Annotated in this window: 19 protein-coding genes, 1 pseudogene and 1 CRISPR repeat array; of the genes and pseudogenes, 14 read left to right on the forward strand and 6 right to left on the reverse strand. The window is 66.4% G+C overall.

The genetic code is table 11. The annotated features are described in order from the left end of the window. The first annotated feature begins 60 nt into the window (after window positions 1–60). Entirely contained in the window at window positions 61–417 is a 357-nt protein-coding gene (locus tag ACYQ2W_RS01570; RefSeq protein ID WP_459862733.1) for a hypothetical protein, read from the forward strand. A gap of 19 nt (window positions 418–436) precedes the next feature. Here the strand turns inward: ACYQ2W_RS01570 and ACYQ2W_RS01575 are convergent. The 3 genes and pseudogenes from ACYQ2W_RS01575 to fliW form a co-directional block, all read right to left on the reverse strand. Then, window positions 437–1,249: pseudogene (locus tag ACYQ2W_RS01575) on the reverse strand (HAD-IIB family hydrolase); the annotation flags it as partial. A gap of 374 nt (window positions 1,250–1,623) precedes the next feature. Next, window positions 1,624–3,255, reverse strand: coding sequence for an alpha-D-glucose phosphate-specific phosphoglucomutase (locus ACYQ2W_RS01580; protein ID WP_459862735.1), 1,632 nt, complete (start codon window positions 3,253–3,255; stop codon window positions 1,624–1,626). Between the two features lie 336 nt (window positions 3,256–3,591). Next, complete coding sequence (fliW, locus tag ACYQ2W_RS01585) at window positions 3,592–4,050, reverse strand: flagellar assembly protein FliW (protein ID WP_459862737.1); 459 nt, start codon at window positions 4,048–4,050, stop codon at window positions 3,592–3,594. A gap of 217 nt (window positions 4,051–4,267) precedes the next feature. On the opposite strand from fliW, the gene htpG reads away from it, so the two are divergent. The 11 genes from htpG to sat all read left to right on the forward strand — a co-directional run bounded on the left by htpG (window position 4,268) and on the right by sat (window position 19,844). Further along, window positions 4,268–6,181 (forward strand): molecular chaperone HtpG, encoded by a 1,914-nt coding sequence (gene htpG / locus ACYQ2W_RS01590; protein ID WP_459862739.1) that lies wholly within the window; start codon window positions 4,268–4,270, stop codon window positions 6,179–6,181. A 489-nt stretch (window positions 6,182–6,670) separates the two neighbouring features. Next, on the forward strand, window positions 6,671–8,920 hold the full coding sequence (locus ACYQ2W_RS01595) for a CRISPR-associated endonuclease Cas3'' (RefSeq protein WP_459862741.1): 2,250 nt from the start codon (window positions 6,671–6,673) through the stop codon (window positions 8,918–8,920). Window positions 8,921–9,451: 531 nt separating this feature from the next. Next, complete coding sequence (locus ACYQ2W_RS01600) at window positions 9,452–9,709, forward strand: type II toxin-antitoxin system RelB/DinJ family antitoxin (RefSeq protein WP_459862743.1); 258 nt, start codon at window positions 9,452–9,454, stop codon at window positions 9,707–9,709. Next, a complete protein-coding gene (locus tag ACYQ2W_RS01605) occupies window positions 9,709–9,984 on the forward strand; it encodes a type II toxin-antitoxin system YafQ family toxin (protein WP_459862834.1) in 276 nt (91 codons plus the stop codon). The genes ACYQ2W_RS01600 and ACYQ2W_RS01605 overlap by 1 nt, the downstream gene beginning before the upstream one ends. A 358-nt stretch (window positions 9,985–10,342) precedes the next feature. Continuing rightward, window positions 10,343–10,993, forward strand: coding sequence for a type I-C CRISPR-associated protein Cas5c (cas5c, locus tag ACYQ2W_RS01610; RefSeq protein WP_459862745.1), 651 nt, complete (start codon window positions 10,343–10,345; stop codon window positions 10,991–10,993). Continuing rightward, window positions 10,990–12,777: a type I-C CRISPR-associated protein Cas8c/Csd1 gene (cas8c, locus tag ACYQ2W_RS01615; protein WP_459862747.1), complete on the forward strand. Its 1,788-nt coding sequence runs from the start codon at window positions 10,990–10,992 to the stop codon at window positions 12,775–12,777. The genes cas5c and cas8c overlap by 4 nt, the downstream gene beginning before the upstream one ends. After that, entirely contained in the window at window positions 12,774–13,664 is an 891-nt protein-coding gene (gene cas7c / locus ACYQ2W_RS01620; protein WP_459862749.1) for a type I-C CRISPR-associated protein Cas7/Csd2, read from the forward strand. The genes cas8c and cas7c overlap by 4 nt, the downstream gene beginning before the upstream one ends. A gap of 951 nt (window positions 13,665–14,615) precedes the next feature. Beyond that, the gene (gene cas4 / locus ACYQ2W_RS01625; RefSeq protein ID WP_459862751.1) at window positions 14,616–15,269 is read left to right on the forward strand and encodes a CRISPR-associated protein Cas4; all 654 of its coding nucleotides are present in this window, start codon (window positions 14,616–14,618) and stop codon (window positions 15,267–15,269) included. After that, window positions 15,266–16,171: a type I-C CRISPR-associated endonuclease Cas1c gene (cas1c, locus tag ACYQ2W_RS01630; protein ID WP_459862753.1), complete on the forward strand. Its 906-nt coding sequence runs from the start codon at window positions 15,266–15,268 to the stop codon at window positions 16,169–16,171. The genes cas4 and cas1c overlap by 4 nt, the downstream gene beginning before the upstream one ends. A gap of 404 nt (window positions 16,172–16,575) precedes the next feature. Further along, window positions 16,576–16,866 (forward strand): CRISPR-associated endonuclease Cas2, encoded by a 291-nt coding sequence (cas2, locus tag ACYQ2W_RS01635; protein ID WP_459862754.1) that lies wholly within the window; start codon window positions 16,576–16,578, stop codon window positions 16,864–16,866. A gap of 200 nt (window positions 16,867–17,066) precedes the next feature. Further along, window positions 17,067–17,831: direct repeats of the CRISPR family, unit length 32 nt; unit sequence GTCGCCCCCCTCGCGGGGGCGTGGATTGAAAC. An 828-nt stretch (window positions 17,832–18,659) separates the two neighbouring features. Further along, complete coding sequence (gene sat, locus ACYQ2W_RS01640; protein WP_459862756.1) at window positions 18,660–19,844, forward strand: sulfate adenylyltransferase; 1,185 nt, start codon at window positions 18,660–18,662, stop codon at window positions 19,842–19,844. A 256-nt stretch (window positions 19,845–20,100) separates the two neighbouring features. Here the strand turns inward: sat and ACYQ2W_RS01645 are convergent, their stop codons facing one another. Together ACYQ2W_RS01645 and ACYQ2W_RS01650 are read right to left on the reverse strand one after the other, a co-directional pair. After that, window positions 20,101–20,526, reverse strand: coding sequence for a type II toxin-antitoxin system VapC family toxin (locus ACYQ2W_RS01645; protein ID WP_459862758.1), 426 nt, complete (start codon window positions 20,524–20,526; stop codon window positions 20,101–20,103). Beyond that, window positions 20,523–20,756, reverse strand: coding sequence for a hypothetical protein (locus ACYQ2W_RS01650; protein WP_459862760.1), 234 nt, complete (start codon window positions 20,754–20,756; stop codon window positions 20,523–20,525). The genes ACYQ2W_RS01645 and ACYQ2W_RS01650 overlap by 4 nt, the downstream gene beginning before the upstream one ends. 268 nt (window positions 20,757–21,024) lie before the next feature. Between ACYQ2W_RS01650 and clpB the strand changes: the two genes are divergently transcribed. Continuing rightward, window positions 21,025–23,652, forward strand: a complete 2,628-nt coding sequence (gene clpB, locus ACYQ2W_RS01655; RefSeq protein WP_459862762.1) for an ATP-dependent chaperone ClpB — start codon at window positions 21,025–21,027, stop codon at window positions 23,650–23,652. A gap of 102 nt (window positions 23,653–23,754) precedes the next feature. Beyond that, window positions 23,755–24,261, forward strand: a complete 507-nt coding sequence (locus ACYQ2W_RS01660) for a hypothetical protein (RefSeq protein ID WP_459862764.1) — start codon at window positions 23,755–23,757, stop codon at window positions 24,259–24,261. 84 nt (window positions 24,262–24,345) lie between these two features. On the opposite strand, the gene ACYQ2W_RS01665 is transcribed toward ACYQ2W_RS01660, so the two are convergent. Beyond that, window positions 24,346–24,789 carry a hemerythrin domain-containing protein gene (locus ACYQ2W_RS01665; RefSeq protein ID WP_459862766.1) on the reverse strand — a complete coding sequence of 148 codons (444 nt, stop codon included), beginning with the start codon at window positions 24,787–24,789 and terminating at the stop codon, window positions 24,346–24,348. Between the last annotated feature and the right edge of the window lie 68 nt (window positions 24,790–24,857).

The following is a 24,857-nucleotide window of genomic DNA, read 5'->3' on the forward strand; positions in this document are numbered from 1 at the left end:
TGATTTGCGGCGTGGCAGGGCGTCGCGCCGTAATCCAATGCGGTTGAGGGGGAGGTTGGCATGAGCGACGATCCGAGAGATCGGCAACGGATGTTGATGGAGGTCGATCGCCTGCGGCGGTTGGTCAACCGGGCGGAGATCAATCCGCGGGTGCGCGAGCTGCGCATTGAGGACATCGATCCGATCGTGAGCTGCATGGCGCGGGCGCGGGCCGCCTACATCGAACACCTCTTCGAGGTGGCCAACGGGATCGGCGATCAGGATCCGAAGCTGGAGGACGTCACCCGCCTGCGCGAGCTGGGGAGCATCTACGAGGAGCTGTTGAAGGCGACCAAGGCGCTGGAGCTGGCGATCGAACGGGGCTACCTCGACGTCACCGAATATCACCCGAAAGGACGGCCGCAGAGCGCGGAGTGAGTTCCGACTCCCCCGCGAATTCTGGGTGGAAATGGGCGATGCCCTCCAGCACCCCCGCCGCGTAGTAGCCGTTCATGCCGTCGAAGCCGCCATGGGCGAGGTAGAGCCGGCTCCGGTCGGGGGCGGCCCGTAGCGCCTCGTCGCGCACCTCGTCGGCGGCGTTGCGCACCAGGATCGCCGGCAGCCCGCTGGTGAGGGCGGCCAGATCGTTGCCGCTGTCGCCGCTGAACAGGGTCCGCTCCTCGGGGAGTCCCAGGCGGCGGATGAGGAAGCGGATGGCGTGGAGCTTGTCGGCGGAGGCCGGCAGGAGGTCCAGCAGGCCGACGTTCTCCGCCTCGTCGATGCTCCAGATGAGGTTGGCGCGCACCCCCAGGGCGTCGAGGCGGCGTGCCACCTCGTCGAGCAGCGGCCGGTGGTCGGTGTCGAGTGGCAGGTAGTAGCTCAGTTTGAAGCGGTTCTGCTTCTCCTCTTCCTGCAGGCGCAGGCCGGGAAGGTCGGCGAGGCGGTTGGCCAGGTCGCCGCCGCTGTGGCCGGCCCAGTCGGGGGCGATCTCCTCCTCCCACGCCGTCCACGGCACCCACTCGTTTTCCTGGATCCGATAGATGGTGGTACCGACGTCGCCGATGGCGAAGTCGGGAATGGGCAGCGCCCACTCCTCGATCGCCTGTTGGATCAGTGCCCGGTGGCGGCCGCTGACGTAGGCGATGAGCGTGTCGGGCCGGGCGGCAAAGGCGCGCAGGCGCGGGCGCGCCTCGGGGGATTCGGGCTGCGGGCCGTTGGGGATCAGGGTGCGATCGAGATCGGAGCAGAGCAGCAGGGGAGTGTCTGGCATCGGTTGCTCCCGGTTTTGGGATGGGGGGCCTATACCATGATGGGAAGGCAAAGAAGAACCAAGGGCGTGAAGGGTAGGGATTCCCTCTTCACGTAGGTCGTCGCTACCACGGCGACGGGAACGGGGGCAGCGGCGGTGAACCTCGCGCAGCATCTTTCCGGATGGTAGTGCTCGGTCAGGGAGTCTCAGTCCCAATTTCCGCTGCTTCCGTTCGCGTCGCCGCAGTAGCGACGACCTACAGGTAGGGTGTGCCGAGGTACGAGGCGCACCAGTGTCCGAAGGTGGTGCGCCTCGTGCCTCGGCACACCCTACGCTCTAAGCCACCTCCCCCTTCATGGTCAAAACGGCCGTGCGTCACGGTCGCCATGCGTCGCTTAGGTAATCACCGTCGGCCCGTCGCGGCGGGTGCGTTTCTTCACCTCGCCCAGCTGGTCGGCTAGCTCGATCAGCTCGGCCAGCGCCTCCTGCGGGTCGTGGTCCTGGCGCTCGGGATCGGCCTCGAAGGACTCGATGTAGATGCGCAGGGTGGCCCCGCGGGTGCCGGTGCCGGAGAGGCGGAAGACGATCCGCGAGCCGTCCTCGAAGCCGATGCGGATCCCCTGGTTGGTGGAGACCGAGCCATCGATCGGGTCGTGGTAGGCGAAGTCGTCGGCGTAGCTCACCTCGCGCCCCGCCAGGGGCTGCCCCGAGAGCCGCTCGAGCTGGCCGCGCAGGTATTCCATCACCCCCTTGGCCGCCTCGCTATCCACCTCCTCGTAGTCGTGGCGCGAGTAGTAGTTGCGGCCGTACTCGCGCCAGTGGGCACGGACGATGTCGGCTACCGACTCGCGCCGCTCGGCGAGCAGGTTGAGCCAGAACAGCACCGCCCACAGCCCGTCTTTCTCGCGCACGTGGTTGGCGCTGGTGCCGAAGCTCTCCTCGCCGCACAGGGTGACGCGGCCGGCATCCAGCAGGTTGCCGAAGAACTTCCAGCCGGTGGGGGTCTCGAAGCTCTCCAGCCCGAGCTTCTTGGCGACCCGGTCGGCCGCCTGGCTGGTCGGCATCGAGCGGGCGACGCCGGCGATCCCCTCCTTGAAGGCGGGGATCAGGCGGGCATTGGCCGCCAGCACCGCCAGCGAGTCGGAAGGGGTGACGAAGAAGTTGCGCCCGAGGATCATGTTGCGGTCGCCATCGCCGTCGGAGGCGGCGCCGAAGTCGGGGCCGTCGTCGCGGAACAGCTCCTCGACCAGCTCCTTCGCATGGGCCAGGTTCGGGTCGGGATGGTGGCCGCCGAAGTCCTCCTTCGGCTCACCGTTGATCACCGTGCCGGCCGGGGCGCCGAGGCGTCCTTCGAGGATCTCGCGGGCATAGGGACCGGTCACCGCGTGCATCGCATCGAAGCGCATGCGGAAGCCCGAGGCGAACAGCGCGCGGACCGCGTCGAAGTCGAACAGCCGCTCCATCAGCGCGGCGTAGTCCGCCACCGGGTCGATCACGCGGATGGTGACGTCGTCGAAGGTGTGCTCGCCGTCGGCGTCCAGCGGGATCTCCGGCAGGTCGGCGATGCGGTACTCGGGGATGACCTTGCTCGAGGCGTAGACCGCCTCGGTGAGCTTCTCCGGGGCGGGGCCGCCGTTCTCGCCGTTGTACTTGATGCCGAAGTCGCCGTCGGGACCGCCGGGGTTGTGGCTGGCCGAGAGGATGATGCCGCCGAAGCAGTTGCGCTCGCGGATCACGCAGGACATCGCCGGCGTCGAGAGGATGCCGCCGCGCCCCACCAGGATCTCCTTGAAGCCGTTGGCCGCGGCCATGCGGATGATGGTCTGGATCGCGGTGCGGTTGTGGTAGCGGCCGTCACCGCCGATGGCGAGCCGTTTGCCCTTGCGGTCGGGCAGATTGTCGAAGATGGACTGGACGAAGTTCTCCAGATAGCGGGGGGTGGCGAAGACCTTCACCTTCTTGCGCAGGCCGGAGGTGCCGGGGCGCTGGTCGTCGAACGGGGTGGTGGCGACGCTCTCGATCTTCATGGGGGCTCCTTACGGACGGCGCGACATGCCGATGCCACGGCAGGGTGACGTCGGATAAAAAGAGGGGGAATTCTAACCCGGAATCGGCGCGGAACGAACGGTCCGCGCAGTATCGTCGCCGGATGTTGCGCGGCGGTGACGGGGGACGCCACCGCCGGCGCAGCGCGCCGGGAGCCTGTCGGACTAAGGGGGATCAAGCTGCGGGAGGGCAGGAGGGCGGCCCCAATTTTTCGAAAATTCTGAGGAGAATAGCGCGCTGTTTGGCGAGGATTTTCGGAAAAGGGCAGGGCCGTCATCCCGCTTTCGCGGCCGATTCATCCGAAGCCCGACAGGCTCCTAGTGGTCGCGCTCGCGGATGATGGTCTCGCGCTCAGGGTCCTTGAGGCGGATCTGGAAGCCGGTGAGGGTGCGCATGTTGACCACCAGGGGGCAGGAGGCGTTGGCGCGCACGTTGTCGCGCAGTACCGGGTCGATCTCCTCGTTGGCGCTGTTCTCGTCGGGCTTGTAGAGCAGCATGAAGACCGCGGCCTCCCCGGTCTCGTGCAGGCCGATGAAGGCGGCCTGCTCCTCGGTGATGGCGAACTCGTAGAAGATGTTGAAGGCGGAGGGGTCGACCACCGAGAAGGTGAGGTCGGGGTCGTCCAGGGACTGCAGCCACTGGATCAGCGGCTTGCCCTCCTCGTGGAGCAGCTTGTAGCGGGTGCAGTGCTCGAAACCGGGAATACCGTCGGGAAAGGTGATGACGGTATCGGGGTCGATCTCAATCTCGCCGAAACGGGTGGTGCTGATCTGCATGGTAGCCCCTTTTATTGTCGTCGTCCGCGTTATCAACTTGGTGGGCCCTAAGCCACTGTCCTTCAAGCAACTTGTTCGAATGGTAGGGGTATCGATCCAGTGTGGTCAAGGTTTTGTCCACAACCCTTCTTGAAATGGCCGGAGACCGCACCCACTTAGGGGGAATCCGCTGGCCGGAGCACCACGATAACCATTTGATCTGAGGAGATTTGGAGAGATGAGCGTCGAGGCCCACAAGGAAACGCTGGAGTTTCAAACCGAAGTCAGTCAGCTGCTCAAGCTGATGATCCATTCGCTCTACAGCAACAAGGAGATCTTCCTGCGCGAGCTGATCTCCAACGCGTCCGATGCGTGCGACAAGCTGCGCTTCGAGGGACTCACCGACGACGCGCTGTTCGAGGGCGACCCGGAGCTGCGCGTCGAGGTGGCCTTCGACAAGGAGGCGCGCACCGTCACCGTCCGCGACAACGGCATCGGCATGAACCGCCAGGAGGTGATGGACAACATCGGCACCATCGCCAAGTCCGGCACCCGCCAGTTCTTCGAGTCGCTGACCGGCGATCAGGCCAAGGATGCGCAGCTGATCGGCCAGTTCGGCGTCGGCTTCTACTCCGCCTTCATCGTTGCAGACAAGGTGACCCTCACCACCCGCCGCGCCGGCCTCGCCGCCGAGCACGGCGTGCGCTGGGAGTCGGCCGGCGAGGGGAGCTATTCGCTGGAGACGGTGGACATGCCGAGCCGCGGCACCGAGGTGGTGCTGCACCTGCGCGAGGACGCCACCGAGTTCGCCGAGGACTACCGCCTGCGCTCGATCATCCGCAAGTACTCCGACCACATCTCCATCCCGGTGCAGATGATGTCTCACCCGATGCCGCCGGCGGAGGGCGAGGAGGCCGAGGAGCCCAAGCTCGAAACCGTCAACAGCGCCTCCGCGCTGTGGGCGCGGCCGAAGGGCGAGATCAGCGACGACGAGTACAAGGAGTTCTACAAGCACGTCGGCCACGACTTCGACGACCCGCTGCTGTGGCTGCACAACCGGGTCGAGGGCAAGCAGGAGTACACCTCCTTGCTCTATCTGCCGAAGCGCGCGCCGTTCGATCTGTTCGACCGTGAGCGCCGCCACGGCATCAAGCTCTACGTCAAGCGCGTCTTCATCATGGATGACGCCGAGCAGCTGATGCCCGCCTACCTGCGCTTCGTGCGCGGCGTGATCGACTCCGACGACCTGCCGCTCAACGTCTCGCGCGAGATCCTCCAGCACAACAAGCTGATCGATGGCATGCGCTCGGCCTCGGTGAAGCGCGTCCTCGACGCCCTGGAGAAGATGGCCAAGGACGACGCCGAGCAGTACCAGAGTTTCTGGAACGAGTTCGGCAAGGTGCTGAAAGAGGGCCCCGCCGAGGACCACGGCAACCGCGAGCGGATCGCCAAGCTGCTGCGTTTCCACTCCACCAATGCCGAGATCGGCGCCGACTCCGGCGATGCCACGGTGGGCCTCGACAGCTACATCGAGCGCATGAAGGAGGGTCAGGAGAAGATCTACTACGTCACCGCCGATTCGCTGGCCGCGGCGAAGAGCAGCCCCCACCTGGAGGTGTTCAAGAAGAAGGGCATCGAGGTGCTGCTGCTCACCGACCGGGTGGACGAGTGGATGGTCTCCTACCTCACCGAGTACGAGGGCAAGTCGCTGGTCTCGGTGGCCAAGGGCGGCCTGGATCTCGGCGAGCTGGAGGATGAGGAGGAGAAGAAGGCCGCCGAGGAGGCCGCCGAGGAGTCGAAGGACATCCTCGAGCGGATGAAGACGGTGCTCGACGGCCGGGTCAAGGAGGTGCGCGCCAGCCACCGCCTCACCGACTCCCCGGCCTGCGTGGTGCTGGAGGCCCACGAGATGGCGATGCACATGCAGCGCCTGCTCAAGGAGGCGGGCCACGAGATGCCCTCCAGCCTGCCGATCCTCGAGGTCAACCCGCGCCACCCGCTGGTCGAGCGGATGAAGAGCGAGCAGGACGAGGACCGCTTCGCCGACTGGAGCCACATCCTGTTCGACCAGGCGATGCTCGCCGAGGGCGGCCAGTTGGAGGACCCGATGGCCTTCGTCAAGCGGGTCAACGCGGCGCTCACCGCCGGCTGATCGCGGCCCACCGCAGCGACGGATGAAGGGCGGCCTGCGGGCCGCCTTTTTTTGCGCCGACGGCTGTAGGTCGGCGCTACCGCGCCGACACGAACGAAGGCAGCGGGCTCACGGCGGTGATGGCCGTTCCGAATGGAACGTCTCATTCGAAAAGCTTCGTCGATGGTGAAAGCGCGGTGCCTCCGTTCTTTGTAGGAGCGGCCCCAAGGCCGCGATGGCGCCGCTTCGGTTTGCCCCCGCCGCGTGATCGAAGCACCGCGCTCCGCACTCATCGCGGCCTTGGGGCCGCTCCTACAGGGGGGCGTCTTTCATTCGTACCCTTGGCGGGTGAAGGACAATGCACGGATACGGCGGCGAAACCCACGATTCCATGGTGGCAAGGGGAGCTATGGCCGCCGAGAGTCGAACGTTCGGGCAACGGAAGGGCGTGCGGCCGGATCGTGCCACCGGTAGGCTTGGCGCCACACAAAAACGATAACTCTTCCGCCGATGACCCAGCCCGACAAGGATTTCCCGGTAGCGCACATCCGCCGTGCCGACGACGGCAAGCTCCACTTCCACCCGCTGATCGACCACCTCGCCGGCACCGCCGAGCGGGCGGCGGCCCACGCCGCCCCCTTCGGCGGGGCCGAGTGGGCGTGGCTCGCCGCCCTGTGGCACGACCTGGGCAAGTTCCAACCCGAATTCCAGGCCTACATCCGCGCGGCCAACGACCTCGATGCCCACATCGAGGGGGGCGCCCCGCGGCGGGTGGAGCACTCCATCGCCGGGGCGCTGCTCGCACAGCAGCGGCTCGACCCGCAGCGGGCGCGTTGGCTGGGGCTGTTGATCGCCGGCCACCACGCCGGTTTACCGGACCTCCATGCGGGCGATGGCGGCGCGGCGGCGTTGCAGCCGCGTCTTGACCGGGGGCACGGGGCGGGGCTGCTCGAAGCGTCGCTCTGCGCCGCGCCGCTGGAGCTGGTGGCGCGCGAGGCGCCGACCACCCCGCCGCCGGGGCACGACCGGGCGGAGCGCAGCGAGGGGCTGCACCTCTGGCTGCGGATGCTCTTCTCCGCGCTGGTCGATGCCGACTTCCTCCACACCGAGGGGTTCATGGACCCCGCGCGGGGCGGGCTGCGCGGCGGCTATCCCGATATCGCCACCCTCGGCGTCCACCTCGACCGCCGCTTGGCGGAACTGACCGCGGCGGCCGAGCCGACCCCGGTCAACCGTCTGCGTGCCGAGATCCTCGGCCACTGCCGCGCCGCCGCCACCGAGCCCGCCGGGCTCTTCTCGCTCACCGTCCCCACCGGCGGCGGCAAGACCCTCTCCTCGCTCGCCTTCGCCCTCGACCACGCCCGCGCCCACGGCAAGCGGCGGGTGGTCTACGTGATCCCCTACACCAGCATCATCGAGCAGACCGCCGAGGTGTTCCGCCGCGCCTTCGAAGGGTTGGGTGAGGTGGTGGTGGAGCACCACAGCAACCTGGAGGCGGACCCGCTGAAGGAGACGCCGCGCACCCGCCTGGCCAGCGAGAACTGGGATGCACCGGTCATCGTCACCACCAGCGTGCAGTTCTTCGAGTCGCTGTTCGCCGCCCGCACCGGCCGCACCCGCAAGCTGCACAACCTGGCCGACAGCGTGGTGGTGCTGGATGAGGCGCAACTGCTGCCGCCGGAGTTCCGCGAGCCGATCCTGGCGGTGCTGCGCCAGCTCACCGACCACTACGGCGTCACCCTGCTGCTCTCCACCGCCACCCAGCCGATGCTGGGGACGGTGGAGAGCTTCGACGGCGGTTACCGCGGGCTGTCGGCGCCGCGGGAGATCATCCCGCGGCCCGCGCAGCTTCATGAGTTGTTGCGCCGTACCCGAGTGGAGTGGCCCGACGATCTTCAAACCCCGGTGGAGTGGGAGGCCCTGGCCGAGGAGCTGGCCGGCCACCCGTCGGTGCTCTGCATCGTCAATCTGCGCGACGACTGCCGCCGGCTCCACGCGCTGATGCCCCCGGGGACGATCCACCTCTCGGCGCTGATGTGCGGCCAGCACCGGGCCGAGGTGATCGCCGGTATCAAGGCGCGGCTGAAGGCGGGCGAGCCGGTGCGGGTGATCTCCACCCAGCTGGTGGAGGCGGGGGTCGATATCGACTTCCCGGTGGTCTACCGGGCGCTCGCCGGCCTCGACTCCATCGCCCAGGCGGCGGGACGCTGCAACCGCGAGGGGCGGCTCGACGGGTTGGGCCGGGTGAAGGTGTTCGTGCCGCCGAGCGGAAATTACGGCCTCATCGAAAAGGCGGTGGGGGCGACCCGCGAACTGCTCCACGGCTTGCAGGGCGACGCCCTGGAGCCGGAGCGGTTCGCGCGCTTCTTTCACCTCTTCTACGCCAAGATCGATTCGGACCGGGCCGGGATCAATGAACTGCTGAAGCCGGACGTGCTCGCCCTGCGCACGGTGGCGGAGCGGTTTCGCCTGATCGACGACGGCTATCAGCGGCCGGTGTTCATCGATTACGACGAAAAGGCATCCCGGCTGATTGCCCAACTCCGCGACCCCGCCACCGGTCCCGATCGCTGGGTGATGCGCGGGTTGCAGCGTTACGCGGTCAATCTCACGCTCAAGGATCACAAGCGGTTGGTGGACGACGGCTTCATCGAGGAGCTGTACGACGGAATCTGGGTGCAGAGCGCGCCGGAGCTGTATGACCGGGAGTTGGGTGTGGTGCTGGAGCCGGTAACAGACGCCGGTTCATTGGTGTGCTGAGATCGCCGTGTCGGAAAAACGGCACCTCGTAGGTCGGCGCTACTGCGCCGACGCAAACGGGGGCAGCGGGGGATGGGTGACCGGAGATCTATCCGAATTCGGCCTTCCGCTCGGAGGACGAGGAGGGTGCTCGAACGGCGGTGCCTTCGTTCTGATAGAAGAAATGGACAGGATTAACAGGATTAACAGGATTAACAGGTTTTTTCGTGGCCTGGGCGAAGGATGGAGGTCACCTGCATGTTCGGAGTTCTGCCGTTTTCGCGTAGCGCGGCGTTCAGTCGACCTTCGTATCAAACCTGTTAATCCTGAAAATCCTGTTAATCCTGTCCAATTCTTCTCTTCCGGGCGGAGTGTCGCCGCATCGAAGCTGCCGTCGGCGGAGGTGCCCTCGTTCTGGCGGATTACGCTGCGCTAATCCGCCCTACCCGGAGGGGGGAGTGGAAATCTGAGCCTCCGTCTTACGGGAACAGAAGCAAAAGGCGCTACAATCATTTTTGTGGCCCGTGTAGGCCACGTTCAAGGAGATCCAGTATGACACCCTCCCCCAAGACCGAAGTGGTGCGGGCGCGCATCGACGGCGTGATCAAGCACGACGCGGAAGAGATTCTCGCCGCGCTCGGCATGAACATGTCGGACGCGATTCGCATCTTTCTCCATCAGTTGGTCGTTCGTCACGAATTTCCCGTGGAACTGAAGGCCCCCAACGCAACCACCCGGCAAGCCATGAACGCCCCTGGCGAAGGGTCTTTCGAGTCGGTGGACGAACTCTTCGACGACGCGCTGAAGTGATGTTCACTCTCCGTCGAACGGGACAGTTCAAACGGGATCTGAAGCGAGCCGCCAAGGACCCGAAGAGAGATCTCGGCAAGCTCAAACAGGTGATCGAAACCCTGCTCCGCGGAGAGCCTTTGCCGCCACGCCACCAGGACCACCTATTGGCCGGGAACTGGAAACCTCACCGGGAGTGCCACATTCAGCCCGATTTTCTGCTGATCTATCGGGTTGAGAAGGAGAAAGAGCTGATTCTCGTTCGTTGCGGGAGCCACAACGAGCTTTTTGGATGATGGGAAATAGCCCCGCTCCATGGGCAAAAAAAGCGCGCCCGCGGGCGCGCTTGCATATTACCAAAACGGCAACGGGGGCGCGGTTTTGGGGGGCGCTGGGATTGCTTTGGATTAACGCGCTCGGGAAGGCCGTGTGGGGTTGGCGAAGGTGATGGTCTGCTTGGTAGGTCGGCGCTACCGCGCCGACGCAAACGGGGGCAGCGGGGGATGGGAGGCTGGATACCTTCCCGAATAGGCCTTCTGCTCGGAAGGTGTGGAGGGCGCTCAAACCGTGGTGCCTTCGCTCACGTCGGCGAAGCATCGCCGACCTACGCCGGATTGGAATGAATGTGGACCGAAAGGTGGGAGGCCTTTACGCATGAAGCGATTCGTACTGGAGGTGAGCGGCGATTTCGCCTGCTTCACCCGGCCGGAGATGAAGGTGGAGCGGGTCTCCTACGAGGTGATCACCCCCTCGGCGGCCCGCGCGGTGTTCGAGGCGATCCTGTGGAAGCCGGTGGTGCGCTGGCACGTGCGGCGCATCGAGGTGCTCGAACCGGTCAAGTGGATCAACCTGCGGCGCAACGAGGTGGGCGCGCGTATCTCCACCCGCAACGTCACCGCCGCGATGAACGGCGGCGGCCCGCTGGCCCTCCACGTCGAGGACGAACGCCAGCAGCGCGCAGGCCTCTTCCTGCGCGACGTGGCCTACCGGCTCCACGCCGACCTGGAGGTGGTGAGCGAGCGCGAGGGGCCGGCGGTCAAATACTTCGAGATGTTCGAACGGCGCGCCGCCAAGGGGCAGTGCGTCAACCAGCCCTACCTCGGTTGCCGCGAGTTCGCCGCCGACTTCCGGCTGGCGACCGAAGAGGGCAAGCCGCCGATCCCCGAGGACCGCGAGCTGGGCTGGATGCTCTACGACCTCGACTACAGCGACCGCGCCAACCCCGCGCCGCGCTTCTTCAACGCCGCCCTGCGCGGCGGCGTGGTCGAGGTGCCGGAGTGGGAGAGCGGGGAGGTGCGCGGATGATCCTCCAGGCGCTCAACGACTACTACCAGCGCAAGGCCGAGGAGCCGGATAGCGGCATCGCCCCCTACGGCTTCGAGCGCAAGGGGATCGAGTTCGTGGTGGTGATCGACCGCGACGGCGCGCTGGTGGACCTCGCACCCAACCGCGAGACCCAAGGCAAGAAGGCGGTGGCGCGCCAGCACCTGGTGCCGCAAGGGGTGAAGAAGACCTCCGGCGTCGCCGCCAATCTGCTGTGGGACAACATCGAGTACGTCCTCGGCGTGGTCACCAAGGGCAAGCCGGAGCGCACCCGCCAGGCCCACGAGGCCTTCGTCGGCCGCATCCGCGACGAACTGGGCGAGCTGGGCGACCAAGGGGTCGACGCGGTGCTCGTCTTTCTCGACCGCCTCGACCTGTCCGAGCTGGAGCACCACGAACAGTGGGAGGCGGTGAAGGCGACCACCGGCAACCTCACCTTCCGCCTGCAAGGCGAGACCGAACTGGTCTGCCAACGCCCGGCAGTGCGTGCGGCCTTCCTGGAACGGCTGACCGCGGCGGAGGGCGGCGAACGGCGGCTCTGCGCGGTGACCGGCACCCTCGACACCCCGCAGCGGCTCCACCCCGCGATCAAGGGGGTGTGGGGGGCACAGAGTTCCGGAGCCAACATCGTCTCCTTCAACCTCGACGCCTTCAGCTCCTACGGCAAGCAGCAGGGGCTCAACGCCCCGGTGGGCGAGCGCGGCGCCTTTGCCTACACCACCGCGCTGAATCACCTGCTGCGCCGGGAGTCGCGCCAGCGGTTGCAGGTGGGGGATGCCTCCACCGTCTTCTGGTCGAGCGCCCCCTCCATCCTGGAGGAGACCTTCCCCGACCTGCTCGGCGAGCCCGACAAAGAGGACCCTGAGGCCTACACCGAGCAGGTGCGCGACCTGTTCCGGGCGGTGGAGCGGGGTGGCTACACCGCGGACGACTCCACCAACCGCTTCCACGTCCTCGGCCTCGCCCCCAACGCCGCGCGCATCGCGGTGCGCTTCTGGCACACCGGCACGGTGGCGGAGATCGGCCGCCGGATCGCCGACCACTTCCGCGACCTGGAGATCGTCCACGGCCCCCGCGACCGGCCCTACCCCTCGCTGTTCCGCCTGCTGGCGCACACCGCGGTGCAGGGCAAGGCCGACAACATCCCGCCCAACCTGGGCGGCGAGCTGATGCGCGCGGTGATCGGCGGCGGCCCCTACCCCTACACCCTGTTGCAGGCGGCGGTGGCCCGTAACCGCGCCGAGCGCAACGTCGACTACTACCGCGCCGCCCTGATCAAGGCGGTGCTGCGACGACGACCCACACAATCCAACGAGAAGGAGATCAACGTGGCACTGGACCCGGAAAACCCCAACGTCGGCTACCGGCTGGGCCGGCTGTTCGCCGTGCTGGAGCGCATCCAGCAGCTGGCCCAGGGGGACATCAACGCGACCATCCGCGACAAGTTCTACGGCGCGGCCAGCGCCAATCCGCTGTCGGTCTTCGCCAACCTGCTGAAGCTGAAGAACCACCACCTGGCGAAGCTCAACGACAAGGGGCGGGTGACCTGGGCGGAGACCCTGATCGGCCAGATCCTCGGTGGAGTGACCGAATTTCCAGCACAGCTGGCGCTGCCCGATCAGGGGCAGTTCGCCATCGGCTACTACCAGCAACGCCAGGATTTCTTCCGGCCGAAAGAGCCGGGACCCGATCCGGCGGTGGTGGAAAATCTGGTCAAGCGCCTGGGCGCCAATGGAAAGAAGAGTGACAAGGGGAACGAGAAATGAGCAACGCCATTCAGAACCGCTACGACTTCGTGCTGCTGTTCGACGTCCGCGACGGCAACCCCAACGGTGACCCGGACGCCGGCAACCTGCCGCGGATCGACGCCGAGACCGGCCGCGGGCTGGTCACCGACGTGGCGCTGAAGCGCAAGGTGCGCAACTTCGTCGGACTGGTGAAGGAGGAGCAGCCGCCCTACGACATCTACATCAAGGAGAAGGCGATCCTCAACCGCACCCACGAGCGCGCCTACGTCGCGGTGGGAGCCGAGGAGGAGCTGAAGAGCGACAAGAAGCGCAAGGGGAGCGGCGACACCGTGATCAAGGCGCGCGACTGGATCTGCGCCAACTTCTTCGACGTGCGCACCTTCGGCGCGGTGATGTCCACCGGGGTCAACTGCGGCCAGGTGCGCGGCCCGGTGCAGCTCACCTTCGCCCGCTCGATCGACCCGGTGATCGCCCAGGAGCACGCCATCACCCGCATGGCGGTGGCCACCGAAGCGGAGGCCGAGAAGCAGCAGGGGGACAACCGCACCATGGGGCGCAAGTTCACCATCCCCTACGGCCTCTACCGCGCCCACGGCTTCATCTCCGCCCACCTCGCCGGCCAGACCGGCTTCTCCGCCGAGGACCTCGAGCTGCTCACCCAATCGCTGGTGAACATGTTCGAATACGACCGCTCCGCCGCCCGCGGCGAGATGGCCTGCCGCGGGCTCTATCTGTTCAAGCACGAGGGCAAGCTGGGCAACGCCCCGGCCCACACCCTGTTCGAACGGATCGCGCCGAAGCTGAAGGAGGAGGGGAAGCCGCCGCGCGCCTTCGACGACTACGCGGTGGCGGTGGACGACGGCGACCTGCCCGCCGGGGTCGAACTGATCCGGGTGGTCGGCTGAGGGCGATGACGGCGGCGGGACCCGCCCGGACGATGAATCCCGGGTAGGGTGTGCCGACGACAGGAGGCGCACCGGTTTCCACGAAAGGCAGTGCGCCTCGTCCCCTGGGACACCCTACGGTCTCGCCTGTTTTTCTGCGTCGCTTCACGGTAATCGCGTCCGGCTCTCCGGCCACTCTTCTATCGCACCAGCGGGCAGGAGGCACGTCGCGAAGGGGGGGGCGGGAGGCGTCGAGCGCTCGACCGGCGGACTGCGCGAACCCGAAGTGCCCACGAAATCCCCGGGAGGTTCGCGGAAGACCTCAACCGATTGATAAAACGGGATGGACCCTTGAATCGGTGGAATGGTCCGCGCCGTTCGCAAGGGAACGGCCACGCGTGTCGGAGAGGTTCGCGGAACATGGCGTTGAATCCCTTTCGGCTTCAGGGTTACAGAGGCCGGTGTCGCCCCCTTCGCGGGGGCGTGGATTGAAACTCCGCGACGGTGTTCTTTTCCATCAGCCGCGCAAGGTCGCCCCCTTCGCGGTAGCGTGGATTGAAACCGAATGTTCAGGAACCGTAGGTTGGCGCTACTGCGCCGACGTAAACGAAGGCAGCGGGTTTGCGGTTACGATGTCGGTTCCGAGCGGAACGTACCATCCGGGAAGTGCGGCGGATGTCGGGAGGGCGGTGCCTCCGTTCGCGTCGGCGCGGTAGCGCCAACCTACGGTCACCCTTGGGGGCGTGGATTGAAACTCGGTGGAGATGCACGACGTTCCCCGCAGGCAACAGGTCGCCCCCTTCGTGGGGCGCGCAACACACTCGCCGCGAGCTCTTTTCGTAGCTTGGGTAGCGGTTGAATGGTGGGTCTTCCCGTCGTCGCCGGGGAGGGATAAACCATCGCTCGTCGCCGGGAATCGCCAACCACCGCCGCGCTATATCAACGGATAACTCCATCGCAAGGAGGCAAGGGATGTACCCCGAGGACCAACTGCTCGCCCTCTCCGGCCTGCAACACCTCGCCTACTGTCCGCGGCAGTGGGCGCTGATCCACCTGGAGCAGCAGTGGGGCGAGAACCGCTTCACCGCCGAGGGCGAGCTGCTCCACGCCCGCGCCCACGGCGATGAGGTGGAGAGCCGCGGCCCGCTGCGCATCGCCCGCGGTCTGCGTCTCCACTCCCACCGCCTGGGGCTCAACGGCATCGCCGACGTGGTGGAGTTCCACCGCGACCCGGCGGGGGCGCCGCTGCCCGGCAGCAAAGGGCGTTGGCGACCCTTTCCGGTGGAGTACAAGCGGGGCCGCGCCAAGAAGGGCGATTGCGACCGCGTCCAGCTCTGCGCCCAGGCCCTCTGCCTGGAGGAGATGCTGGCGGTGACGATCCCCGAGGGTGCCCTCTACTATGGCAAGAACCGCCGTCGCCAAGTGGTCCGCCTCGATCAATCGCTGCGCGAACGCACCGAGGCGCTGGCCGCCGAACTCCACCGACTATGGGAGGCGGGCCGCACCCCGCCCGCCGAGCCCGGTCCCAAGTGCGACCACTGTTCGCTGCGCGAGCGCTGCCTGCCGGAGCTGCGCGGCGGCCATACGGTGCGCGATTACCTGCAACGGATGTTGGAGACGCCATGAAACGACTGCTCAACACCCTTTACGTCACCACCCAGGGGGCCTACCTGGCGAAGGAGGGCGAAACGGTGGTGGTGCGGGTGGAGCGGGAGACCCGCCTGCGGGTGCCGATCCACACCCTGGGGGCGATCGTCGCCTTCGGCCAGGTCTCCGCCAGCCCGTCGTTGATGGGGTTGTGCGGCGAGCGCGACGTGGCGCTCAGCTTCATGAGCGAGCGGGGCCGCTTCCTGGCGCGGGTGCAGGGGCCGGTCAACGGCAACGTGCTGCTGCGCCGCGAGCAGTACCGCCGCGCCGAACAGGTGGAGGCGGGCGCCGAGGTGGCCCGCGTGATCGTCGCCGCCAAGGTGGCCAACGGCCGTTCGGTGTTGCAGCGGGCTCTGCGCGACCGGCGGGGGCACGACGGCGCGACGGCGTTGGAGGGGGTGGTCAAACACCTCGGTCACCTGCTCCGGGAGCTCAAAAAGGAGGGTTCGCCGCTGGATCGGGTGCGCGGCTGGGAGGGGGAGGCGGCGCGCGCCTATTTCGGCTGCTTCGACCACCTGATCACCGGCGACAAGGCGGCCTTCTTCTTCCGCGGGCGCAGCCGCCGGCCGCCGCTGGACAATGTCAACGCGCTGCTCTCGTTCCTCTACACGCTGATCGCCCACGACGTCACCGCGGCGCTCGAAGGGGTCGGCCTCGACCCGGCGGTGGGTTGGCTCCATCGCGACCGTCCCGGCCGGCCGGGGCTGGCGCTGGACCTGATGGAGGAGCTGCGCCCGCTGCTCGGCGACCGTCTGGCGCTGTCACTGATCAATCGCCGCCAGCTCAAGGGCAAGGGCTTCACCGTCTCGGAGAGCGGCGCGGTGAGCATGGACGAGGCGACCCGCAAGGCGGTGCTAGTACTCCGTCCACCTGATAATTAGGGATGCAGAGCCCCCCAAATGTGCTCAGGCAAGGCGCCGTCCGCAGGCCATGGTGATCCCTGGTCAAGGATGGCAACGCCGCATGAGCGCATTTGGGGGGCTCCCTGCGGGCGGGCCGGGAAGGGGCCATCCGCCGCGTTGCGTCTCTTGGCAAGGGCTCGCCATTGCCCGCGAGACGCGCCTTGCGCCTGGCCCCTTCCCGGCCCGCTGCATCCCTAATTATCAGGTGGACGGAGTACTAGGCCTATCAGGAGCGCAAGCGTGAGGAGATCACCCACCCGTTTCTCGGTGAGAAGATCGAGGTCGGCCTGCTGCCCCATGTCCAGGCGATGCTGCTCGCCCGCCACCTGCGCGGCGATCTCGACGGCTATCCGCCGTTCATCTGGAAATAGGGGAGGGGAGCGATGCTGGTACTGATCACCTACGACGTGAAGACCGACGGGGTGGAGGGGCAGCGGCGGCTGCGCCGGGTGGCGAAGGTGTGTCGCGACTACGGCCAGCGGGTGCAGTACTCGGTGTTCGAGTGCCTGGTGGATCCCGCCCAATGGACGCTGCTGCGCGCTCGGCTGGTGGAGGAGATCGATCCGGCCCACGACAGCCTGCGGTTCTACTTTCTCGGGGCCAATTGGAAGCGGCGGGTGGAGCATGTCGGCGCCAAGGCGGCCTATGACCCGGAGGGGCCGTTGATCGTGTGAGCGGCGGGTTGCGCGAACCCGGAGTGGACAGAAAATCCCGGGGAGGTTCGCGGGGTGTTGTAGGTGTTTGATTTGGATTATGAAAAAGCTGGATCGGAGGGGCCGCTCGCGGCTTATTGCGGGGGACGTCGGCGTGTCAGAGGGAGGATCGCGGAAAAGGGGCTTGCAACCCTTGTGGCTTAAGGGGTACAGAAGGTGGCGTCGCCCCCCTCGCGGGGGCGTGGATTGAAACTCCGGGTGGTCCCCTGATGCCCTGTTCTTCGGCGGTCGCCCCCCTCGCGGGGGCGTGGATTGAAACGCCTCGTCGATGGTATCCGCTATCCAGCACGACCTGGTCGCCCCCCTCGCGGGGGCGTGGATTGAAACTCGGTAACGCAAACACCCGCCAAAACACCGGGTAGTCGCCCCCCTCGCGGGGGCGTGGATTGAAACGGGTCTCCGCTTGGCGCCTCCCGCCGCGCTCGGTGTCGCCCCCCTCGCGGGGGCGTGGATTGAAACGAGAACATCCAGCCGACGCCGAGCTACAACGTTGAAGTCGCCCCCCTCGCGGGGGCGTGGATTGAAACATGAAGACGTCGTCGTTCTCGGTGGAGGTCTGCGGTCGTCCCCCTCGCGGGGGCGTGGATTGAAACCCGCGACGTAGGCCTCGGCCGTTGTGCGCACCGCGTCGCCCCCCTCGCGGGGGCGTGGATTGAAACATGGTGGATCGCATGCAGGATGTCGGGGCGGAGGCGTCGCCCCCCTCGCGGGGGCGTGGATTGAAACCCTGTCATCCACGACGCTCGATTGCGGAGACACACGTCGCCCCCCTCGCGGGGGCGTGGATTGAAACCCAGGCGTGTCGCCGAAGAACAGGGCATCAGGGGGTCGCCCCCCTCGCGGGGGCGTGGATTGAAACAGTGTGACCATCAGCAAGGAGGGCGATGGTCACGGTCGCCCCCCCTCGCGGGGGCGTGGATTGAAGCCGCCGGGAAGCTCGGCGGCGGGGTCGCCGAGTTGGTTGCCCCCTTCGCGGGGGGATTGAAACCGGACCATCGACGACGTAGGCGAATTGTTGGCCCCGGTGTCCGAACCGTTTGTAGGGGCGGCCCCTTAGGGCTCGCGAAAGAATAACTTCCTGTTTTGGGACGCCGATCTGCCTCCTCTCCAGCGGCGTTGCGCAAAGGGTTGCCTACAGGGAAGTAGGTATGCGGCGTGAGCAGGACGCGGAAGCCGCGGCATACAACGAGTATGCGCCCCTTTGCGCGCCTTGTTGGAGCGGCGTCTCGACGCCCCAAAACAGGAAGTTATTCTTTCGCGAGCCCTTAGGCCGCGATGACGCCGGTTCGGTAACCCCCGCCGTGAGATCGGACTACGGCACTTCGTCCCGATCGCGGCCTTGGGGCCGCTCCTACGGGGGAGGCATGGGTTGAACGATCGTCGGGCTTCGCTGCGCTCAACCCGACCTACATGGCGGTTTCCCTGTTGCCGCGTGCTTTCGCGGTGAGGGCGGGGGCTCGCGGTCTTTGCCGGAGGCCCCGATCGGATCGATCGCTTCCGTTCCTCCGCGGTGGTGCGTTCGCTCGGCACGGCGTGCACGGCACGCCCTATAGGGCGATGCCCATGGATGTCCCGAGGTTTCATAAGGAATCGGTATGTCGCGATAAAGCAGAATTGGTGGCACTCGCGGGGGCATATCCTTTATTTTCTTGGGCTCGCCCGGCCGGGGGAACGGCTAGCGTCGGGCAGTCCGCATTCAAGATCGTCCCGCCGTCCGCAGGCGGGCGCCAAAATAACCGCAGGAGAATTCACGCATGATCAAGCCTCATGGGTCCGATACCCTGAACCCGCTCTTCGTCTACGACTCCCAGAAGCACCACGAGCTGACCCACGAGGCGGAGAACCTGCCTTCGATGATGCTCACCTCGGCCGCCGCGGCCAATGCGGTGATGCTCGGCGCCGGTTACTTCAACCCCCTGACCGGCTATATGAATCTGGCCGACGCCATCTCGGTGGCCGAGACCATGCACACCACCGACGGCCTGTTCTGGCCCACCCCGGTGCTCAACCTCACCGACGACGTCACCGGCATCCAGGGCCACAAGCGCATCGCCCTGAAGGACCCCAACGTCGAGGGCCACCCGATCCTCGCGGTGATGGACGTGGAGGCGATCGAGGAGGCCTCCGACGACGAGCTCAACACCATGGCCGAGAAGGTCTACGGCACCACCGATTCCGAGCACCCCGGTGTCGCCACCTTCATGGCCCAGGGCCGCTACGTGGTCTCCGGCACCATCCAGGTGCTGAGCCTCTCCTACTTCCAGAGCGACTTCCCCGACACCTTCCGCACCGCCGTCGAGATCCGCAACGAGATCGCCGAGCGCGGTTGGAAGAAGGTGGTCGCCTTCCAGACCCGCAACCCGATGCACCTCGCCCACGAGGAGCTGTGCCACATGGCGATGGACCGCCTGGGCTGCGACGGCCTGGTGATCCACATGCTGCTCGGCAAGCTGAAGAAGGGCGACATCCCGGCCCCGGTGCGCGACGCCGCGATCCGCAAGATGGTCGAGCTCTACTTCCCGCCGAACTCCGCGATGGTTACCGGCTACGGCTTCGACATGCTCTACGCCGGTCCCCGCGAGGCGGTGCTGCACGCGGTGTTCCGTCAGAACATGGGCGCCACCCACTTCATCATCGGCCGCGACCACGCCGGCGTGGGCGACTACTACGGCGCCTTCGAGGCCCAGGAGATCTTCGACACCATCCCCGAGGGGACGCTCCAGATCGAGATCTTCCGCGCCGACCACACCGCCTACTCGAAGAAGCTCAACAAGGTGGTGATGATGTGCGAGGCCCCCGACCACGAGAAGGACGACTTCGTGCTGCTCTCCGGCACCAAGGTGCGCGAGATGCTCGGCAACGGCATCGCCCCGCCGAAGGAGTTCTCCCGTCCCGAGGTGGCGCAGATCCTGATGGACTACTACCAGAGCCTCAAGTAAGCGCCCGGTAGTCCGCGAGGACTGTTGAAGACGCCGGGCGGCCTGCGGGCCGCCCGGCGTTTTTTTTGTCGGATGTTTGCAGAAGGAGGGGCGCCGCGATGCTCGGGCCGCTTGTCGCCCGGGGGTTGGGGCGGAGGTTTCGTTCGATGCCGCTTTTACTGTGAAAGTATGGGGAGATGTGGACGTAACCGTAGGGTGTGCCGAGGTACGAGGCGCACCAATCTCCGACTGGTGCGCCTCCTATCGTCGGCACACCCTACCCGGTGAAGCGGGCGAGCGGCTCGATCTTTCCAAGGTGTTCGGCCTTGCGCAGATAGCGCAGGTCGGCGGTGAACAGCGTGGTGTCGGAGTGGTTCAACGCGACGGCGTGGTAGAGGGTGTCGAAGAGGTGGTGGTCGAGTTGTCGGGCGAGGTCGGAGGCAAGTGTGTAGCTTTCCATCGATTGCTCCACCGGGAGCTCCAGGGCGTGGAGGAGGGTGATTGCCTCCAGCGCCCGTTCGGGGACGAGTCGGCTGAGCACGGCGGCCACCTCGGCCAGCCAATGCGGTGGTTGAATCAGTTGGAGATCGCCTTGGTGGATGGCATGGAGCAGCGTGAGTGCCTGGGGTCGGTGCTCCTCTCCCGCAGAATCGGGAATGAACCACTTCACGGCGATGCTGGCATCCACCACCACCCGTGTCACGGTCGGCCCTCCTCCCGCGCGGCGCGAACGGTCTCCGCCGACAGGGGTTCGATCTGCTCACGCAGTTCGAGGATGGCGTCGATGGCTGCGGCGCGCCGCTGCCGGGTCCGCTCCTCCTCGACCGCGCGGATCATCAGTTCGGCGATCACGGCGCTCTTGTTGCGTCCCTGGAAGGTGGTGTTGAAGGCCTGTTTCACCTCTTCGGGTACGCTGAAATTGACGGTGGACATGGGGGCTTTCCGGTTAATGAAATCTTCAACAATTATCGTCGATCATGCCGGATTCGCAAACCGTCGAAATGGCACTCCGCATTGGCACGGCGCGCACGGCACGCCCTATCGGTCGCGCCATTCGGGAAACCCAATTCTTCTTCATGGCCTTCGTCCCTCTTCCTGTCCTTCGTGGTAAAAGGCTTCGGTGCTCCGCTCTCTTGAAGTGCCGCCCCTCGCCCCCATTTCCCTACTCAGCCACAGTGTTTCTACCCGGAGTACCCCTTTCATGCGAATGGAGAAGCTCACCGCCAAGTTCCAGCAGGCCCTGGCCGATGCCCAGAGCCTCGCCGTCGGCCGCGACCACCCGTTCATCGAGCCGCTCCACGTGATGACCTCGATGCTCGACCAGGATGGGGCCGGGGTGCGCATGCTGCTCAACATGGCGGGGCTCAACGCCAACCGGCTGCGCTCGCAGCTCGGCGACGCCCTCGACCACCTGCCCACCATCGAGGGCTCGCGCGGCGACGTCTACCCCTCCAACGAGCTGGTGCGGCTGCTCAATCTCAGCGACAAGGAGGCACAGAAGCGCAAGGACGAGTATGTCTCCAGCGAGTTGTTCGTGCTTGCCGCCACCGGCGACGACGGCGAGCTGGGCCGCCTGTTGAAGGGGGCGGGGGCGACCCGCGAGAAGCTGGAGGAGTCGATCGAGGAGCTGCGCGGCGGCAAGCGGGTGGACGACCCCAACGCCGAGGAGCAGCGCCAGGCGCTGGAGAAGTACACCATCGACCTGACCGAGCGCGCCGAGCAGGGCAAGCTCGATCCGGTGATTGGCCGCGACGACGAGATCCGCCGCACCATCCAGGTGTTGCAGCGCCGCACCAAGAACAACCCGGTGCTGATCGGTGAGCCCGGCGTCGGCAAGACCGCCATCGTCGAGGGGCTGGCCCAGCGCATCGTCAACGGCGAGGTGCCCGAGGGGATCAAGCGCAAGCGGCTGCTCTCGCTCGATCTCGGCGCGCTGATCGCCGGGGCCAAGTTCCGCGGCGAGTTCGAGGAGCGGCTGAAGGCGGTGTTGAACGATCTGGCCAAGCAGGAGGGGCAGATCATCCTGTTCATCGACGAGCTGCACACCATGGTCGGCGCGGGCAAGGCCGAGGGGGCGATGGATGCGGGCAACATGCTCAAGCCCGCGCTCGCCCGCGGCGAGCTGCACTGCGTCGGTGCCACCACGCTGGACGAGTACCGCAAGTACGTGGAGAAGGACGCGGCGCTGGAGCGGCGCTTTCAGAAGGTGCTGGTGGAGGAGCCCAACGAGGAGGACACCATCGCCATCCTGCGCGGGCTGAAGGAGAAGTACGAGGTCCACCACGGGGTGGTGATCACCGACCCGGCGATCGTCTCGGCGGCGATCCTCTCGCACCGCTACATCAGTGACCGACAGCTCCCCGACAAGGCGATCGACCTGATCGACGAGGCCGCCTCGCGCATCCGCATGGAGATCGACTCCATGCCCGAGGAGATGGACCGCCTCGACCGCCGGCTGATCCAGCTGAAGATCGAGCGCGAGGCGCTGGGCAAGGAGAAGGACGAGGCCTCGCGCAAGCGCCTCGGCATCCTCCAGGAGGAGATCCTCAAGCTGGAGACCGACTACGGCGAGCTGGAGAAGGTGTGGCGCCGCGAGAAGCAGGCGCTCTCCGGTGCGCAGCACATCAAGGAGGAGCTGGAGCGCGCCCGTCAGGAGCTGGATACGGCGCGCCGCGCGCAGGACCTGGCGCGCATGTCCGAATTGCAATACGGGCGCATCCCCGACCTGGAGAAGTCGCTGGAGATGGCCGCCCAGGCGGAGCTGCAGGCGACCCGGCTGCTGCGCAACCGGGTCACCGAGGAGGAGATCGCCGAGGTGGTCTCGAAGTGGACCGGCATCCCGGTGGCGAAGATGCTCGAGGGCGAGCGTGAGAAACTGCTCGCCATGGAGGAGAACCTGCACCGGCGGGTGGTGGGCCAGGACGAGGCGCTACGCGCGGTGGCCGACGCGATCCGCCGCTCGCGAGCCGGGCTCTCCGACCCCAACCGGCCCAACGGCTCGTTCCTCTTCCTCGGCCCCACCGGCGTCGGCAAGACCGAGCTGTGCAAGGCGCTCGCGGAATTCCTCTTCGACACCGAGGAGGCGATGGTGCGCATCGACATGTCGGAGTTCATGGAGAAGCACTCGGTGGCGCGGTTGATCGGCGCGCCGCCCGGCTACGTCGGCTACGAGGAGGGGGGCTATCTCACCGAGGCGGTGCGCCGCCGGCCCTATTCGGTGATCCTCCTCGACGAGGTGGAGAAGGCCCACGGCGACGTTTTCAACGTGCTCCTTCAGGTGCTCGACGACGGACGCCTCACCGATGGTCAGGGGCGTACCGTGGACTTCCGCAACACGGTGGTGGTGATGACCTCCAACCTGGGGTCGGATGTGATCCAGACCATCGTAGGTGAGGACGACGCACAGGGAGGTGCTAGTGTCGCGGGAGGCAGGACGCCGGGAGCGACGCGGTATGACGAGATGAAGGCGGCGGTGATGGAGGTGGTCGGCGGCCACTTCCGCCCGGAGTTCATCAACCGGGTGGACGAGGTGGTGGTGTTCCACCCGCTGGCCCGCGAGCAGATCCGCGCCATCGCCACCCTGCAGATCGAGCTGCTGCGCCGGCGCATGGCCGATCGCGACCTGTCGCTGGAGGTGACCGAGGCGGCGCTGGACAAGCTGGGCGAAGCGGGCTTCGATCCGGTTTACGGCGCCCGCCCGCTGAAACGGGCGATCCAGACCCAGTTGGAGAACCCGCTGGCGCAGCTGATCCTCGCCGGCAAGTTCGATCCTTGCGACACCGTATATGTGGATGCCGGTGAACGTCGCCTGACCTTCAACAAGGGATAGGTCGGCGTACCACGCCGCCCCGGGGGCGGCGTTTCTCCTTCTTGCCCCTGCATTCCCTGCGGATTACATTGAACATCCGTTCAACTGCACGGAGGCACTCCGATGGCCCCTTCCTTCAGCGATCCCTTGACCCAGCGTATCGTGGATTTCATCGACTCCGTCGGCTTGGAGGTGCGTAAGGAGCCTCTTCCGGAGGATACCTTCCTGCCCGGCATCCGGATCTTCGAAGGGGCGATCGTGGTGGACGAGGAGCGGCTCGCCTTTCCCGGCGACTTGCTCCACGAGGCGGGCCACCTGGCGGTGATGCCGGCGGAGGTCCGCGCCCGGCTCTCGGACAACGTGAGGGAGACCCATCCGCAGGGCGACGGCGGTGAGCCGGAGAGCATCGCCTGGTCCTATGCGGCGGCGCTGGCGGCCGGGGTCGACCCGGCGGTGGTGTTTCATCCCGAGGGATATCGTGGCAAGGCGGCCGGAATATTGAACAACTTCCGGCTGGGGATGACGGTGGGCATCACCCCGCTGATCAAGGCGGGAATGACCGATTCCCCCTACAACCCGGTCAGCGAGGACATTCCCCGTTTCCCCGCGATGGGTCGCTGGCTGCGCTGAAATCACCCAATGCCGGTTTTCCGGCCGGCCAGCGAAAAACGGGGCATTCGCCCCGTTTTTCGTTGGCCGGCCGGAAAACCGGTATCAGGCGGATTTGGCCATCGGCTGCCCCGACTCGATCTTGCGCACCAGCGGATAGAGCTCCTCGCTCTCCGCCTGGATGCGCTCCCAGACCAGATCGAACATCTCGTTGGTCTCGTCGATGAAGCGCTGGTGGTCGGCGACCATCAGGCCCTTGTTGCACCACTTCTTGATGTAGCCGCGGAAGATCTTCTTGATCTCCTTGCCGCCCTCCAGGAACTTGTTGGCGGTCGCGTTGGTGGAGCGGTCGGGGTGGTTGAGCAGGATGGAGTAGACGTACTTCTCGTTGAACTCCATGTGGGCGCTCACCCCGTCGCTGTAGCGGTCGAACAGCTCGCAGGCGATTTCGGTGTCGCACAGCTCGCGGTCCAGGATCAGGGTCGACAGGACTTTGCTGGTCTCGGCGATCTTGTGGTTTTGTACATTCAGTTCGTCAAACGGCACCATGGCGGCGTCCCTCTCTCAAGTTTTCGTTTCGGTGGTTCAAGTTGTTCACACCACACCTACTTAATCGC

This window comes from Endothiovibrio diazotrophicus (assembly GCF_054657215.1).